The sequence below is a fragment of the Pantoea sp. alder81 genome, from assembly GCF_020179835.1.
Taxonomy (GTDB): domain Bacteria; phylum Pseudomonadota; class Gammaproteobacteria; order Enterobacterales; family Enterobacteriaceae; genus Pantoea.
The window spans coordinates 932,902-947,717 of sequence record NZ_JAIUDA010000001.1 but is presented as its reverse complement, the minus strand read 5'-3'; the positions used below and the strand labels follow the sequence as shown (position 1 = coordinate 947,717).

Sequence of the window (14,816 nt, the reverse complement as noted above, 5' to 3'; positions counted from 1 at the left end):
TATTAAAAGGGGAAGTCATGAGTGTGACTTCCCGTCAACAGGCGGATTTAACCCAAATACTAAGGCTTAGCGGTCTCGGCTAAGAATGTCTGCAGTTTTTTATTATAAAACTTTGCTTGCATCATGGTGCCGTGGCCGCTGGTTTCAGCACTGGCAGGAATAAGCAGTAATTCCGCTTTCTTTATCTGAGGTAATTCACTCTGCAAAATGCCGGTTTCAACCGGATTACGCTCGTCATCTGCTGAATTAATGATCAACATCGGTGCGGTAATACGGCTTAATCCAGGCATGGCATTATAATTTGCCGATGAACCCCAGATATAAATGAAATCGTTGGCATCCGCGGTGACAGGCGCAGCAAGACGTGCATCCACCAGTTTATCCGCCAGTGCTCGCGTCGGGGCTTTGTGCTGATAAGCCAGCGTGCCGCCGGTGGTCGCAATACTGAACATGATATTGGTGGTTTTCAGAGTAGGGGGTTGCTGCTGATAATTGCCTTCAGCCCAGGCCGGATCGCCTTTGATCGATTCAATCAGCATGCGGCGGAGCATCCAGTTGCGGCCGGATAACTCATTCGGCTGCGATGCCATCGGGACCAGTGCATCCATCATGCCGGGATATTTTTCACCCCACAGCCACGTTTGCATGCCGCTCATGGAATATCCCATCACCAGGCGTAAATGCGAAATGCCCAAACCTTCTTTGATCAGCCGATATTGTGCCGTCACCATATCGTCATAATCGTAATGCGGGAATGCCATTTTCATGCCATCGGAAGGTTTGGATGATTTACCGGAACCAATCCCTTCTGGGATGATAATGAAATATTTGCTGGCATCCAATGCCTGTCCCGGGCCAAATAATTCTCCGGCAAATCCTGGTGCCAGCAATGCGCTGAGAGGCTGATTGGTTCCGTGCAGTAATAATACCGCTGGTTTATTCTTATCACCTAAAGTAATGTAATGGATGCGCACATCTTTAAGTTTTTCACCGCTATTAAAGCTAAATTCTTTAGCGGTCCAGTCGGCTTCTGTCGGCGTGGGTAATGAGCTGGCTGCGTGCGTTAAAGGTGATAAAGTTAACAGAATGGCACTGGCCACTCCTGATATCATGCGATTAAACATAAACGTCGCTCTTAAGTGATTGGGTACCCTGGAGGGCTGATATTAGTTTTAATAGAGATAAATCCCAATTAATATCAACGGCATTTAAGGAAAAGCAGACAATAATCTTCTTTTTTGGGTTTTAACAAGACGATTTTTATGCGGTTTTTCTTATGCTAATACATCCGTATGCCAGAGCGATGTTTAACATTTCTGTATTAATTCCCTTATTTCATCTTTCTCATCGTATTCCGCTTTATTTGTTTTCACTATCAGCGCTTCTCAACACACCACAATCCTTGCTTTACAACACCAGCGCTTATCAGCACATCACAATCCATCCTCTACCACAGCGGAATCTTCCTGAAAATAAAATCTGTGCACTGCAAGCGTGCGGCGCTGCACTTAAATGACGCACAGATCGTGTTGTCATTGGGCCCGTTTCCTCAGACATCTTATTCATGACACGATTTTTATCCCATGCAATCGGTTGCTAATTCTGGCAACCGATTGCGCATTCGATTGCGGTTCCAAAGTGACTTGAAATTGAATGAAGCGTTGTTAAATCATTGATATATAATCATATTATTACAATTCCTTATTGGCATAGCGTTTGCAATATACCTTGAAGGCAACTCATCGCAATTTTACTTCTCAAGGAACCGTTATGCCTCACGCCTCTGAAACGCTGCTACGCGCCAGCTTTTTTGATTTCACCGCACTGGCCTCTCAGCCCGATGATATCGCTGCGCATGCGCGCTACCTCGAAGACGGCTTGCTGACGCTTCGCGAGGGTAAGGTGGTGTCGCTTGAAAGCTGGGAGATTGCAGAAGGGCGCACTGATACCGCCAGGGTAATCGATCTGCGCGGCAAGCTCATCGTGCCGGGTTTTGTTGATACGCATATTCATTACCCGCAAACAGAGATGATTGGCGCATTTGGCGAACAGCTGCTGGAGTGGCTGAACCAATATACTTTCCCGGTCGAGAGCCAGTATCACTGCCCGGATCACGCCGCGCAGATGTCGGCCTTCTTCCTGCAACAGCTGTTATCTAACGGCACCACCACGGCGCTGGTGTTTGGCACTGTGCATAAACAATCGGTGGATGCGCTGTTCCAGGCCGCGCAACAGCTGGATATGCGTCTGATTGCCGGAAAGGTGATGATGGACCGCAATGCACCGGAGTATCTGACTGAAACGCCGGAAGAGAGTTATCAGGACACACGTGAACTGATTGAACGCTGGCACCAGCGTGGGCGCCTGAGCTATGCATTGACGCCACGTTTCGCACCAACCTCCTCGCCAGAACTGCTGGAGAAAGTTCGTCAACTGCGTGAAGAGTTTCCGGATACCTGGTTGCATACCCATCTGAGCGAAAACCAGCAGGAGATCGCCTGGGTCAAATCACTGTTCCCAGAGCGGGACGGCTATCTCGATGTTTACCACCATCATCAACTTACCGGTAAGCGCAGCGTCTTTGCGCACTGCCTGCATCTGGAAGAGAACGAATGGCAATGCCTGCACGACACTGATTCCTCCATCGCCTTTTGTCCGACGTCGAATCTGTTCCTCGGCAGTGGCCTGTTCAACATTAAGCGCTGCTGGCAGCAGGGCGTACGCATGGGCATCGGCACCGATGTCGGCGCAGGCACCACCTTTAATATGCTGCAAACGCTGGGTGAAGCGTACAAAGTCGGGCAGTTGCAGCAGTACAAACTCAGCGCCAGTGAAGCCTTTTACCACGCGACGCTGGGTGGCGCGCATGCACTGGATATCGACGATAAAATTGGCAACTTTAATCCCGGTAAAGAGGCGGATTTCGTGGTGATTGACCCGGCGGTTTCACCGCTGCAAAAGCTGCGGAGTGCCAACAGCAAAGATATCTGGGAACGCTTGTTTGTGATGATGACGCTGGGAGACGACCGCAACATTGCGCAAACATGGGTCAGTGGCAAACCGGTGTGGCAGCGCGATCGAGAAGAGGCAACGGTATGATCCAGTTTCTGTTGAATAATCGGCTGGTCACTGAAACGGCCTTAGACCCGAATCTGACCGTACTTAACTATCTGCGCAGCCATCAACAGCGGCGGGGAACCAAAGAGGGCTGCGCGTCAGGTGACTGCGGTGCGTGTACGGTGACGCTGGGAAAAGTGGTGGCGGGGCGTATGCAGTATCAGGCCATCAACAGTTGCCTGACGCTGGTCAGCAGCTTACAAGGCAAACAGCTGATCACCGTGGAGGATTTGAAACAGGGCCGCGAACTGCACAGCGCGCAGCAGGCGATGGTGGATTGTCACGGTTCACAGTGCGGCTACTGCACGCCTGGCTTTGTCATGTCGCTCTTTACCCTGCAAAAAAATACGCAGGGCTGGAATCAGCAGCAGGCTGAACAAGCCTTAGCGGGCAATTTGTGTCGCTGCACGGGCTACCGGCCAATTATGGCCGCCGCACAGCAAGCCTGTGCGCAACCCTTAGAAGATAACTTTATGGCGGATGAGCCGGCACTGGTACAGCGCTTACAAGCGTTGAATAACCGGGAAGTGCAAATGCTCGAAGCCAATGGCAGTCGCTGTTTCATCCCGAAAACGCTGGCTCAGCTAGCGGCACTATATCAGCAGTATCCGGAAGCGCAACTGCTGGCCGGCGGTACCGATCTCACTCTGCTAATTACCCAGCAGTATCAACGTTTACCGTTATTAATCGCGCTGGAGCAGGTAAAGGCGTTAAGCATCTGTTCTGAAGATGAGCAGGAAATTCACCTTGGCGCCGCTGCACCGCTTCACCATTGCTATCACTTCCTGGCGGCGAGAATTCCTGCCTTCAGTGCCACACTGGAGCGCTTTGCGTCATTGCAGATCCGCAATCAGGGTACGCTCGGCGGCAATATCGGCAATGCTTCGCCGATCGGTGATTGTGCGCCGATGCTACTGGCGCTCAATGCGCGGCTGGTGTTGCAGCAAGGGGAAAGCACACGTGAAGTACCACTGGATCAGTTCTTCACCGGCTATCGGCAAACGGTATTGCAGGCAGGTGAATTTATCCGCACCATTGTGATACCTAAAGTGACGATGTCACCTTATTTTGTGGCCTGGAAAGTGGCTAAACGTTTAGACGACGATATTTCGGCGGTGTTTATCGCCATCAATATTCAGCTTAAAGATGGCGTGGTGGTGCAGGCACGACTGGCATTTGGCGGCATGGCCGCTACGCCAAAACGGGCAAGCGCAGCCGAGGACGTCCTCATCGGCCAGCCGCTGAATCAAACCACTATTGAGCAAGCCTGCGCGGCGCTCAGCCAGGACTTTCAGCCGTTAAGCGATTTCCGCGCCAGCGCCGACTACCGCTTGCAGGTGGCACGCAATCTGCTTCGTCGTTACTACGCGCAAACCTGTGGCGAACTGACCATCACAGAGGTGGCGCGCTATGTCTCATAACCGACCCGAACTCAGCGAAACGCTGTTAAAGAGCCAGTTCGCCAGCGAAATGAAAACCGGCGTGGGCCGCAGTCAGAAACATGAAAGTGCCGATAAACATGTCACGGGCGAGGCGATCTACATTGATGACCGGCCGGATCTGCCTGGCCTGCTGCATCTTTGCCCGCGTCTCAGTGAGCATGCGCATGCACGGATCACACATGTCGATGTGCAGCCTTGCTACGCCGTGCCCGGCGTGGTGACTGTACTGACCTGGCGCGATGTGCCAGGCCTGAATGATGTCGGCCCGCTTGAGCCGGGTGACCCTCTACTGGCTCAGGATACCGTGGAGTATCTCGGGCAGATGGTGATTGTGGTGGCAGCGGATTCACCTGAAGCCGCGCGTGCCGGTGCCGCCGCCGCCATCATTGAATACCAGCCGCTGCCGGCGATTCTGGATGTGCGTGACGCACTGGAGCAGCGTCACTTTGTGCAGCAACCGCATGTGCATCAACGGGGTGATGCCGAAGCGGCGCTGGCGCGTGCGCCGCATCGTATTAAGGGTGAATTCCATATTGGCGGTCAGGAGCACTTCTATCTGGAAACCCAAACCGCGTTAGTGATTCCAGGCGAAGATGACAGCCTGCAGGTTTTCTCCTCGACGCAAAACCCAACGGAAGTGCAGAAATTGGTGGCCGAAGTGATGGACATCACCATGAACAAAGTCACCATTGATATGCGGCGGATGGGCGGCGGGTTTGGTGGTAAAGAGACGCAGGCTGCGGGTGTGGCCTGCCTGTGTGCGATTGCCGCGCGACAAACGCGCCGTCCGGCAAAAATGCGGCTGGCGCGACGCGATGATATGCGTAACACCGGCAAGCGCCATCCCTTCTTTGTTCGTTACGATGTCGGTTTTGATGAGGATGGCCGCTTCTGTGGCGTCAAAATCGATCTGGCGGGTAACTGCGGTTACTCACTCGATCTCAGCGGATCGATTGTCGATCGTGCGATGTTTCACGCCGATAATGCCTATTACCTCGGCGATGCGCTGATCACTGGTTATCGCTGCCGCACGCACACCGCGTCTAACACCGCCTATCGCGGATTTGGCGGGCCTCAGGGCATGGTGGCGATTGAGCAGATTATGGATCACATTGCCCGCGAGCGCGGACTGGATCCGCTCGAACTGCGTAAGCGAAACTATTACGGCAAGCAGGATCGCAACATCACCCATTACCATCAGCAGGTGGAAGATAATTTGCTGATGGAGATGACGGAGCAGCTGGAAGCCAGCAGCGATTACGCCACGCGCCGTGCGGACATCACGGCGTTTAACGCCAGCAACCGTTTTATGAAACGCGGTCTGGCCTTAACGCCGGTGAAGTTTGGTATCTCCTTTACCTCCAGCTTCCTCAATCAGGCCGGTGCCTTAATTTTGATCTACACCGATGGCACGGTGCAGCTCAATCACGGCGGCACCGAAATGGGCCAGGGATTGAATACCAAAGTGGCGCAGATTGTGGCGGAAGTGCTGCAAATCGATATCAGCCAGATTCAGGTCACGGCAACCGACACCGGAAAAGTGCCGAACACCTCACCCACTGCGGCCTCCAGCGGGGCCGATCTCAACGGCAAAGCGGCGCAGAACGCCGCGCAGATATTGCGCGACCGCATGACGGAAATGCTGTGTCAGCAGCACCACTGTACGGCCGACGTCGTCTCCTTTAGCAATGGCATTGTGCGCGTCGGCGAACAGCACTTCACCTTTGCGCAGGTGGCGCAGCAGGCGTGGCTGAATCAGGTGCCCTTATCCGCCACCGGATTTTACAAAGTGCCAGGCATCCATTACGACCGCAACGCCGGACGCGGTAAACCCTTCTATTACTTCGCTTATGGCGCAGCGTGCTGTGAAGTGCTGATGGATACCCTAACCGGCGAATACCGTTTGCTGCGCGCGGATATCCTGCATGACGTTGGCGCCTCGCTCAATCCGGCGCTGGATATTGGGCAAGTGGAGGGCGGTTTCGTGCAGGGCATGGGCTGGTTAACCTGCGAAGAGCTGGTGTGGAACGATCAGGGCAAGCTGCTGACGGACGGCCCGGCGAGTTACAAGATTCCCGCCATCAGCGATGTCCCCCATGATCTGCGCGTCACGCTGGTTGAAAATCGCAAAAATCCTCAGGACACGGTGTTCCACTCCAAAGCAGTGGGTGAACCGCCGTTTATGCTGGGCATTGCGGTGTGGTGTGCATTACAGGATGCGGTTGCCAGCGTGGATAATTATCGCCGCCATCCGCAGTTGGATGCACCCGCCACGCCCGAGCGCGTTTTCTGGGGCGTGCAGCGCCTCTCAGGAGCGGATGATGATTTATCATGACTGGATCGCTGTATTGCACAGTTTGCGTGAGAAACGTGAGAGCTGCGTTTTAGTCACCGTGCTAAGCCAGCGCGGCTCGGTCCCGCGCGATCGCGGCAGTAAAATGGTGGTCAGCGCCAGCGAAACTTATCTCACCATTGGCGGCGGCCATCTGGAATATCAGTGCATTGCGCTGGCGCGCGACATGCTGGCACAGCGTTGTCTGGAGCCGCGCAGCGAAGAGTTTGCGCTGGCCGCGCGCCTTGGCCAGTGCTGCGGCGGGCATGCCACGCTGCTGTTTGAACCGCTGATGCAGCAGCAGCCTGAAATCCAGCTGTACGGCGCGGGCCACGTTGGGCAGGCGCTGGTGAATCTGCTGGCTACGTTACCCTGTCACATTACCTGGATTGACAGCCGCGCCGCCCAGTTTCGCCATGTACCCCCGGGCGTCACCGTGCGCCAGGTGGAGGATCCGATCGATTGCGTCAGAGAGGCCGCGCCGGACAGCTATTTCATCGTGATGACCCACGATCATCCGCTCGATTTGGCGCTAAGCGAAGCCATTTTACGGCGCGGTGATTTTCGCTATGCCGGCGTGATCGGTTCGGCTACCAAAGCCCAGCGCTTTCGCTATCGTCTGGAGGGCAAAGGCATTGCTGCGGATGCACTGGCGCGACTGCGCTGCCCGCTCGGCCTGCCGGATGTGAAAGGCAAATTGCCGGCGGAGATTGCCGTGGCGGTGGCGGGCGAAATCATCAGCGTGTATCAGCACCAGCAGAGCGGTTGTTGAGTGGCGTTGAAACTGCCAGGATAGAAACATCCCGCCGCACCGGTTGCGGCGTTGCTGATTATCAGGAGCGATAATGACTTCACGAGCCAATCCGTTTTTCACCGTCAGTTCATTGCCATATCAAACTCCGCAGTTTGACCTGATTCAGGAAGCCGATTTTCTTCCGGCGCTTGAAGCGGGTATTGAAGAGAAGCGTCAGGAAATTGCCGCCATCGCCAACAATCCTGAACCTGCCACGTTCGCCAACACTTATGAAGCTTTGGAGCGCAGCGGACAGCTGCTGAGCCGCGTCAACCTGGTGTTCGGTGCCATGACATCGGCGAACACCAGTGATGTGTTGCAGGAAGTTGACGAGCTGATCACGCCTAAACTCACGGCGCTAAGTGATGAAATCCATCTCAACAGCCAGCTGTTTGCCCGCCTCGACAGCGTTTACCAGCATCGCGGCTCAGCCTGTCCGGATGCGGAGGCAATGCGCCTGGTGGAAGTGACCTGGCAGCACTTCCAGCTAGCCGGCGCCAGTCTGAGCGATGCCGATAAAGACCAACTTCGTGCCTGTAATCAGGAACTCGCCACGCTGAGTACACGTTTTGGCAACAAGCTGCTGGCGGCGACTAAAGCAGGTGCGTATACGGTGAGCAGTGTGGCGGCGCTGGCGGGATTGAGTGAAGAAGAGTTAGCGCATGCCAAAGCCGCGGCGGAAGCGCGTGGATTGCACGGCGAATGGCTACTGCCGTTACAGAACACCACGCAACAGCCCGCATTGCAGTCTCTGGAAGTACGCGCCACGCGTGAAGCGCTGTTCAATCAGGCACTCACGCGCAGCGAACAGGGCGATGACAACGATACGCGCGCGATTGTATTACGCATGGCACAGCTGCGCGCAGAGCAGGCAAAGCTGCTCGGTTTCAATACCTACGCCGAGTGGAGCATGCAGGACCAGATGGCGAAAACGCCGGATGCTGCCTTTGCGTTTATGCGTAATATCGTTCCGGCCGCGCGTGCACGCGCGGAGCGAGAAGCCTCAGACATTCAGCAGATCATTGAACAGCAGCACCACCATTTCCCGCTGCGCGCATGGGACTGGAACTTCTACGCTGAACAAGTGAGAAAAGAGAAATACGCCTTAGATGAGAGCCAAATCCGCCCGTACTTTGAGCTGAATAATGTGCTGGAAAAGGGCGTGTTCTGGTCTGCCAGCCAGCTGTTTGGTATCCGCTTCCAGCAGCGCCACGATCTGCCGGTGTATCATCCGGACGTCAATGTTTATGAAATCTTTGATGCTGACGATACGCCGCTGGCGCTGTTTTATACCGATCTCTACAAGCGGGATAACAAAAGCGGCGGCGCCTGGATGAGCAACTTCGTTGATCAGACCACGCTGCTTGGCACCAAGCCGGTGATTTACAACGTCTGCAACTACACCAAACCGCAGGCCGGGCAACCCGCGTTACTGAGCTGGGATGAGGTCATTACGCTGTTCCACGAATTCGGCCATGCACTGCACGGTCTGTTTGCCACCCAGCGTTATCCGAGCCTGTCCGGTACCGCTACGCCGCGTGACTTCGTAGAGTTTCCTTCGCAGATTAACGAGCACTGGGCCAGCGATGAAGCAGTGTTTGCCAACTATGCCCGCCATTATCAGAGCGGTGAGGCGATGCCCGTTGAACTGCGCGAGAAGATGGTCAGCGCGTCTAAGTTCAACAAGGGTTACGACATGACCGAACTGCTGGCAGCAGCCTTGCTGGATCTGCAATGGCATTCACTGACCACGCATGACAACCCGCAGGATGTCAGCCACTTTGAACTACAGGCGCTGGCGGCAGAGAACATTGCTTTAACCACCGTCCCACCGCGTTATCGCTCCACCTATTTCCGCCATATCTGGGGCGGCGGTTATGCAGCCGGTTATTACGCCTATATCTGGACGCAGATGTTGGCCGATGATGGTTATCAGGCCTTTGTTGAACGTGGTGGGTTGAGCCGTGAGAATGGCCAGCAGTTCCGCGATCATATTCTTTCACGCGGTAACAGCAGCGATTTGCAACATCTGTGGCTGGCGTGGCGCGGCAAAGCACCGGAGATTGGACCAATGCTGAAGAATCGCGGTTTAGAAGAGGCGTGATAAGCAGGGCGCACGGCGTGAAGTGAACCCCGACAGTTGGACACCGTTTCAACGAGTATGGAGTCATTCCAGCGGTGCGCCCTGGCGTTAACCCAGCGGCCCACCTTCAATGGTGTCGCACATGCCGGCCAGCACTCGCTCGCCGGTTTCGTTTTTCAAATCGGCGTACCACGCAGCGGTGATTTCAGCATCTTTGGCATGCGTCACGTCGCAACGTTTACGTGCTTTCAGCACCAAATCTTTAGTGCGTTCCACGCGGCGCGCCTCGTAGCGCAGCAACCCATCTTCGATTCCCAGCGAGTGCGAGGCCAGCGTTTGCGCCAGCACCACCGCATCCTCCATCGCCGCACAACCGCCCTGGCCGATATCCGGAGTGGTGCTGTGTGCTGCATCGCCTAATAAGGCCACGCGACCTTTGACGAAACGGTTAAACGGTTCAATGTCGTGAATTTCAACACGATTGGTGGTCTCTGGGTTGATGCTGTCAATCAGGCGCTGCACCGGATCGGCCCAGCCGGTGAAGTAATTTCTCAGATCCTGGCGAAGGGTGGAACGATCTTCCGCTAACCCTTTGGGCAAAGGCACGTCAAAGAAGAAGTAAAAGCGGTTGCCGCTAACCGGCATTAAAGACACGCGCTTGCCTTCACCGACAAAGGTTGTCCACTGATCGGCAGGGGCAATGCTTTCGTCGATGGTCACTAAGCCGTTCCAGTTAACGTAACCGGCATAGCGTCGTTCAACATTCTCACCCAGCACATAGTGGCGGATCACGGAATGCGTGCCGTCGGCAGCAATCAGAAAATCTCCTTCGGCCTGGCTGCCATCATCAAACCAGGCGGTAACGCCCGTGGCACTTTGCTCGACGCTGGTCACGCGTTTACCAAACTGAATACGCGAGCGACCGTAGGTTTCGATCAGCATCGCCTGTAACTCGGCGCGAGCGACCGGATAAGGGTATTCGCCCACCTGCTGCACCAGCGGTGACAGGCTGAAGCGGGTCAGGGTGCTGCCACTGTGCGCATCGTTATAGGCCATAAACGCCATATCGCCGCCCAGTGCCTGCAGTTGCTGTTTCATGCCGAGCGCATTCAGGCATTTTACGCCGTTGGGCCAGATAGAGATTGCCGCACCGACCGGCTTCATCTCTTTGACCGCTTCAAAAACGGCAGTCTCGAAACCCGCTTTCTCCAGCGCAATCGCCGCGCTCATGCCGCCAATACCTGCTCCAATCACAATCGCTTTCATTACTGTCTCCTTTGTCTACCTGCTTACACCTGCAACTTTCGTACCATTAGCTTGTCCTTAAGGTGATTTCGATTAATCCATTGATTCATAATGATTAACGGTGGTTGCGTGTTGCGTGCACTGCACCGTTATCGCGCAACAATTTGCACGGCAATAGGGCGGCGAAACCAAAGGGTGAATCAAAGGTTCCAACATGGCATTTGGCTGCGTAGACGCCATACTATGTAGAACCTTTTCGCGAGGAATTTCCTATGAAGTGGATAATGGTGTTTGTGGTGCTGTTCAGCGCCAGCGCACTGGCGCAAACCAAATGGCAGCCTGAAAAGAAAGCGCCGGTGGCACAGCTGACGCCGATTGCCGCCAAATGTGACCTCTCTTCCTGTCAGCAAAATTGCTATGTACAGCAATCACAGTGCAAAAACGATAACGGCGGTGGTTGTGGATCGCTCGCACAAATTTGCGTACAAAACTGTTCGAACGAGTGTCGATAAATGAAATAAATCTGTCATAACAGGGTGCTAGCGTGTTTCCCCGGCAAGGTAATATTCTGATAACAGGGGAAAATAATGAAAACCCGCTACACACTGATTGCAACGGTTTTACTGCTCGCTCAACAGGCTCATGCGACTACACTGCCGCAGGCGGCCGCACTGGCAGCACAAACTTCTACCGGTTCAACGCCAGGCTATACGCAACTGGAACAACAGTCACTGCAGGCGCAACGCGCCTGGCTGCAAGGTGACAGCGCGACACTGAAACGTGAGCAGCTGGAAAAAGCCAAACAGACCAGCACGCAGGCAGATAAAGCCTGGCTGAAAAGCAGCGGTTACGATTTCAACGTTAAACAGAATCAGCAAGCCGGTATCGCGCTATTGTCTGGATTCAGCGCCTTACCAGACAGCGTGTTGAATGCCAGCCGCGCTACCGTGACCGATATCAACCTCAACGCTACCCAGAATGTGCGCCATCAGGCGTTACAGGATGCGGAAGCGATCAGCTCCCTCTATTTCCTGTCTGATGCCATGGGGCCGCGTCTTGGTAAAGCCTTCATCGCGGCTTATGACAAAGGCGAACTCAGCAAAGCTGCTGCGCTAATCAAAGCCAGTGAAGTCAGCACCAGCGCTGCCAAAAAACATTTTAACTATCCGCGTCCGTTCCTGCATGAAGGCAATACGATTCATCTGGTGCCGGATGATGTGGTGGTGAAAGACAATGTGCGCTATACCGCGGACGGCGGTTCGTTCCCGAGCGGCCACACCAATACCGGTTACACCGATGCACTGCTGATGGCTGAAATGGTGCCAGAACGCTTTGAAGCGCTGGTCACCCGTGGCGCGCGTTATGGATATTCGCGTCTGGTGTTGGGCGTGCATTATCCGCTGGACGTGATGGGTTCACGTATGGTGGCAGAGCGCAACGTGGCGACTTACCTGAACGATGCACGCTATCAGGTGCTGTTCAAAGAGGCGCGCGATCAATTGCGCACCGCGCTGGAAAAAGAGTGTGGTACCTCACTGGCGGAATGTGCACGCACAACCGGGAAGGACGATCCTTACCGTGCGCCGGATCTGAAGCAGTTCTACCGTTTCACCCTGAGCTACAATCTGCCGAAAGCCAACGTGAAAAACATGCCGGTTCAGGTGCCGCAGGGCGCAGAAATCCTGCTGAAAACCGCGCTGCCTAAACTGTCTGATGCGCAGATTCGTCAACTGATGCTGAAAACGGCCTTGCCAAACGGTTATCCGTTGTCGGGCAATGCCGAGCAATCCTTCTGGCAACGCGTCGATCTGACCGCCGCTTACGCTATGGCGAAGTAATGCTGAGGCGGGCACTGGCGTTGGTAATACGTCGGTGCCCGCAGTGCTAATCAACAATAAACAACTTCGCGCCGTGCGTAGTCGAAGAACGGTGTGCTTCGGCGTTATCGGCGACCTGATAGCTCACGCCCGGCGTCAGGGTGAAGGTACGGCCATCTTCCAGTTCGGTTATCATCTCTCCTTCCAGACACAGCAATATATGACCTTTGCTGCACCAGTGATCCGCGAGATAGCCCGGTGAATATTCCACCATGCGCACGCGAATATCGCCAAAGCGCTGAGTACGCCACAGCGCAAAACCACTGTCACCCGGATGTTTTTCGGTTTCGAGGGTGCTCCAGTCGGTAATGCCAAACGGTAGTTGATTGATCTGCACGACGCTATCCTTAATGAAATAGACAAGAGCACAACATTACCGTTTGGCAAAATAATAACCAGATAATTCAACCCACTTCGTGCCACATTTCGCTCATCGCCAGTTCCAGTCTTTTGAATACCCGATAGCGCGCATCATGAAAAGCAAAGCGCTCCGGGCGTGGCTGCAACTCGCCGGGATTAATTTGTACCGCTTGCTGCACCGCCGCCGCCAGATTTGGCCAGACGCCCACGCCGACGCCCGCGCAAAGCGCTGCTCCCAGGGCACCGGTTTCTTTGCACTCCGCCACGCGAATGGGAATGCCCAACACATCAGCAAACATTTGCGGCCAGATACAGCTACGCGCCGCGCCGCCCGAAAGAATCGCGTGGGTTACGGGAATGCCCGCTGCACGTAAGCGATCGATGTGGGCGCGGTGGGCAAAGGTGACACCTTCAAACAGCGCAAACAGCATGTCCGCGCGCGTATGCCAGCCACCCAGCCCGTAAAATCCCGCTTTAGCGGGTTCAGATTTACGTCCCGAATAAAGGTATGGATGATAAAGCGGCAGCTGCGCGTTGGGTTCGACATGCGCCACGGTATCGCTGCTGCGCGCCGCGCCATTGCCAGTGCGGCCATCGTCGAACTCCCGCAGGAACCAGTCGAGATTGGCGGCCGAGGTGGCGCTGGCTTCAATTGCCATAAAGCGGTCATTTTCAATAATCGAATTCATGAACACCGGGCGCTGGTAATCCGGTTTGTCCACCACCACCTGATTGATACTCCAGGTCCCTGCGACGATGGATGCCTCTCCGGTTTTGACCACGCCGGAGCCAATGGCGCTGGCCACCACATCAAAAATGCCGGCCACCACCGGAATACCAGCAGGCAATCCGGTTAATTGCGCCGCGCGTGACGTCACCTGGCCGATCACCGCGCAAGATTCGCGCAGTGGCGGCAACTGGTCTAACGCCTCTTCAATACCATACAGCGCCATCAACTCGCGGCTGTAATCACGCTGGCGATAGTCAATTAATCCGGCCCCAGCGGCATCCGAAACGTCAGCGCTGACCGCGCCACTGAGGAAATGGGCGATAACATCTTTGGCACAGAGTAAATGGCCAATCTTTGCCCAGCGCTCCGGCTGATGCTGTTTGATCCAGCTGATCAGCACCGGCGTGGCGGCAGGCCAGGGTTTTTGCAGCGAAATTTGATAAATGGCTTTATCAGCGCCGCTGGCCTCCAGCTGATGAACAGTGTCTATGGCGCGATGATCGATGGATTGAATACCGAACAACGGCTGCTGCTGTTTATCCAGCGCATACAAGCCGTTGCCGTGACCCGCCGCGCCCACGGCGATGATCGCATCTGCCGCGCTGCCCGCCTGTTGCAGGCAGCGACTGACGGCCACGCTGACACCATGCCAGATATCTTCTACCGGACGCTCTGCATAACCTTCCTGCGGCTGGTGGGTTTCCCCCGCGCATTCGGCAACCGACAGCACGCGCCCGCTGAGATCAAACAGCACCGCTTTGATCATGGTGTTACCGGCATCAATGCCAAGAAGTTGACTCATATCCGACTCCGATTCACTGACGAAGACGGCGCACC

At 55.0% G+C, this 14,816-nt stretch carries 11 protein-coding genes; 7 read left to right on the top strand and 4 right to left on the bottom strand.

The annotated features are described in order from the left end of the window. Positions 1-59: 59 nt before the first annotated feature. Positions 60-1,124: an alpha/beta fold hydrolase gene (locus LBW88_RS04490; protein WP_224928203.1), complete on the bottom strand. Its 1,065-nt coding sequence runs from the start codon at positions 1,122-1,124 to the stop codon at positions 60-62. 646 nt (positions 1,125-1,770) lie between these two features. Here LBW88_RS04490 and guaD point away from each other — a divergent pair. From guaD to dcp, 5 genes are all read left to right on the top strand, one after another. Continuing rightward, positions 1,771-3,099: a guanine deaminase gene (gene guaD / locus LBW88_RS04485; RefSeq protein WP_224928205.1), complete on the top strand. Its 1,329-nt coding sequence runs from the start codon at positions 1,771-1,773 to the stop codon at positions 3,097-3,099. Then, positions 3,096-4,538, top strand: coding sequence for a xanthine dehydrogenase small subunit (gene xdhA / locus LBW88_RS04480; RefSeq protein ID WP_224928208.1), 1,443 nt, complete (start codon positions 3,096-3,098; stop codon positions 4,536-4,538). The genes guaD and xdhA overlap by 4 nt, the downstream gene beginning before the upstream one ends. Continuing rightward, on the top strand, positions 4,528-6,894 hold the full coding sequence (xdhB, locus tag LBW88_RS04475; protein WP_224928210.1) for a xanthine dehydrogenase molybdopterin binding subunit: 2,367 nt from the start codon (positions 4,528-4,530) through the stop codon (positions 6,892-6,894). Before xdhA ends, xdhB begins: the two co-directional genes overlap by 11 nt. Next, positions 6,881-7,663 (top strand): xanthine dehydrogenase accessory protein XdhC, encoded by a 783-nt coding sequence (xdhC, locus tag LBW88_RS04470; RefSeq protein WP_224928213.1) that lies wholly within the window; start codon positions 6,881-6,883, stop codon positions 7,661-7,663. The genes xdhB and xdhC overlap by 14 nt, the downstream gene beginning before the upstream one ends. A 73-nt stretch (positions 7,664-7,736) precedes the next feature. Further along, positions 7,737-9,788 carry a peptidyl-dipeptidase Dcp gene (dcp, locus tag LBW88_RS04465; protein ID WP_224928216.1) on the top strand — a complete coding sequence of 684 codons (2,052 nt, stop codon included), beginning with the start codon at positions 7,737-7,739 and terminating at the stop codon, positions 9,786-9,788. Positions 9,789-9,875: 87 nt separating this feature from the next. Here dcp and hpxO read toward each other — a convergent pair whose 3' ends face one another. After that, a complete protein-coding gene (gene hpxO, locus LBW88_RS04460; protein ID WP_224928219.1) occupies positions 9,876-11,033 on the bottom strand; it encodes an FAD-dependent urate hydroxylase HpxO in 1,158 nt (385 codons plus the stop codon). A gap of 251 nt (positions 11,034-11,284) precedes the next feature. On the opposite strand from hpxO, the gene LBW88_RS04455 reads away from it, so the two are divergent. Together LBW88_RS04455 and LBW88_RS04450 are read left to right on the top strand one after the other, a co-directional pair. Beyond that, a complete protein-coding gene (locus LBW88_RS04455; RefSeq protein WP_224928222.1) occupies positions 11,285-11,524 on the top strand; it encodes a hypothetical protein in 240 nt (79 codons plus the stop codon). 75 nt (positions 11,525-11,599) lie between these two features. Continuing rightward, positions 11,600-12,850: an acid phosphatase gene (locus tag LBW88_RS04450; protein WP_224928224.1), complete on the top strand. Its 1,251-nt coding sequence runs from the start codon at positions 11,600-11,602 to the stop codon at positions 12,848-12,850. Between the two features lie 46 nt (positions 12,851-12,896). Here the strand turns inward: LBW88_RS04450 and LBW88_RS04445 are convergent, their stop codons facing one another. Both LBW88_RS04445 and LBW88_RS04440 read right to left on the bottom strand, forming a co-directional pair. Then, the gene (locus tag LBW88_RS04445) at positions 12,897-13,226 is read right to left on the bottom strand and encodes a DHCW motif cupin fold protein (protein ID WP_045833384.1); all 330 of its coding nucleotides are present in this window, start codon (positions 13,224-13,226) and stop codon (positions 12,897-12,899) included. A gap of 67 nt (positions 13,227-13,293) precedes the next feature. After that, on the bottom strand, positions 13,294-14,781 hold the full coding sequence (locus tag LBW88_RS04440) for an FGGY-family carbohydrate kinase (protein ID WP_224928227.1): 1,488 nt from the start codon (positions 14,779-14,781) through the stop codon (positions 13,294-13,296). Positions 14,782-14,816 lie beyond the last annotated feature (35 nt).

What these genes read in the sequence shown, in the direction of transcription:
- LBW88_RS04490 (WP_224928203.1), bottom strand. Translation starts at nt 1,124, where the DNA reads ATGTTTAATCGCATGATATCAGGAGTGGCCAGTGCCATTCTGTTAACT.
- guaD (WP_224928205.1), top strand. Translation starts at nt 1,771, where the DNA reads ATGCCTCACGCCTCTGAAACGCTGCTACGCGCCAGCTTTTTTGATTTC.
- xdhA (WP_224928208.1), top strand. Translation starts at nt 3,096, where the DNA reads ATGATCCAGTTTCTGTTGAATAATCGGCTGGTCACTGAAACGGCCTTA.
- xdhB (WP_224928210.1), top strand. Translation starts at nt 4,528, where the DNA reads ATGTCTCATAACCGACCCGAACTCAGCGAAACGCTGTTAAAGAGCCAG.
- xdhC (WP_224928213.1), top strand. Translation starts at nt 6,881, where the DNA reads ATGATTTATCATGACTGGATCGCTGTATTGCACAGTTTGCGTGAGAAA.
- dcp (WP_224928216.1), top strand. Translation starts at nt 7,737, where the DNA reads ATGACTTCACGAGCCAATCCGTTTTTCACCGTCAGTTCATTGCCATAT.
- hpxO (WP_224928219.1), bottom strand. Translation starts at nt 11,033, where the DNA reads ATGAAAGCGATTGTGATTGGAGCAGGTATTGGCGGCATGAGCGCGGCG.
- LBW88_RS04455 (WP_224928222.1), top strand. Translation starts at nt 11,285, where the DNA reads ATGAAGTGGATAATGGTGTTTGTGGTGCTGTTCAGCGCCAGCGCACTG.
- LBW88_RS04450 (WP_224928224.1), top strand. Translation starts at nt 11,600, where the DNA reads ATGAAAACCCGCTACACACTGATTGCAACGGTTTTACTGCTCGCTCAA.
- LBW88_RS04440 (WP_224928227.1), bottom strand. Translation starts at nt 14,781, where the DNA reads ATGAGTCAACTTCTTGGCATTGATGCCGGTAACACCATGATCAAAGCG.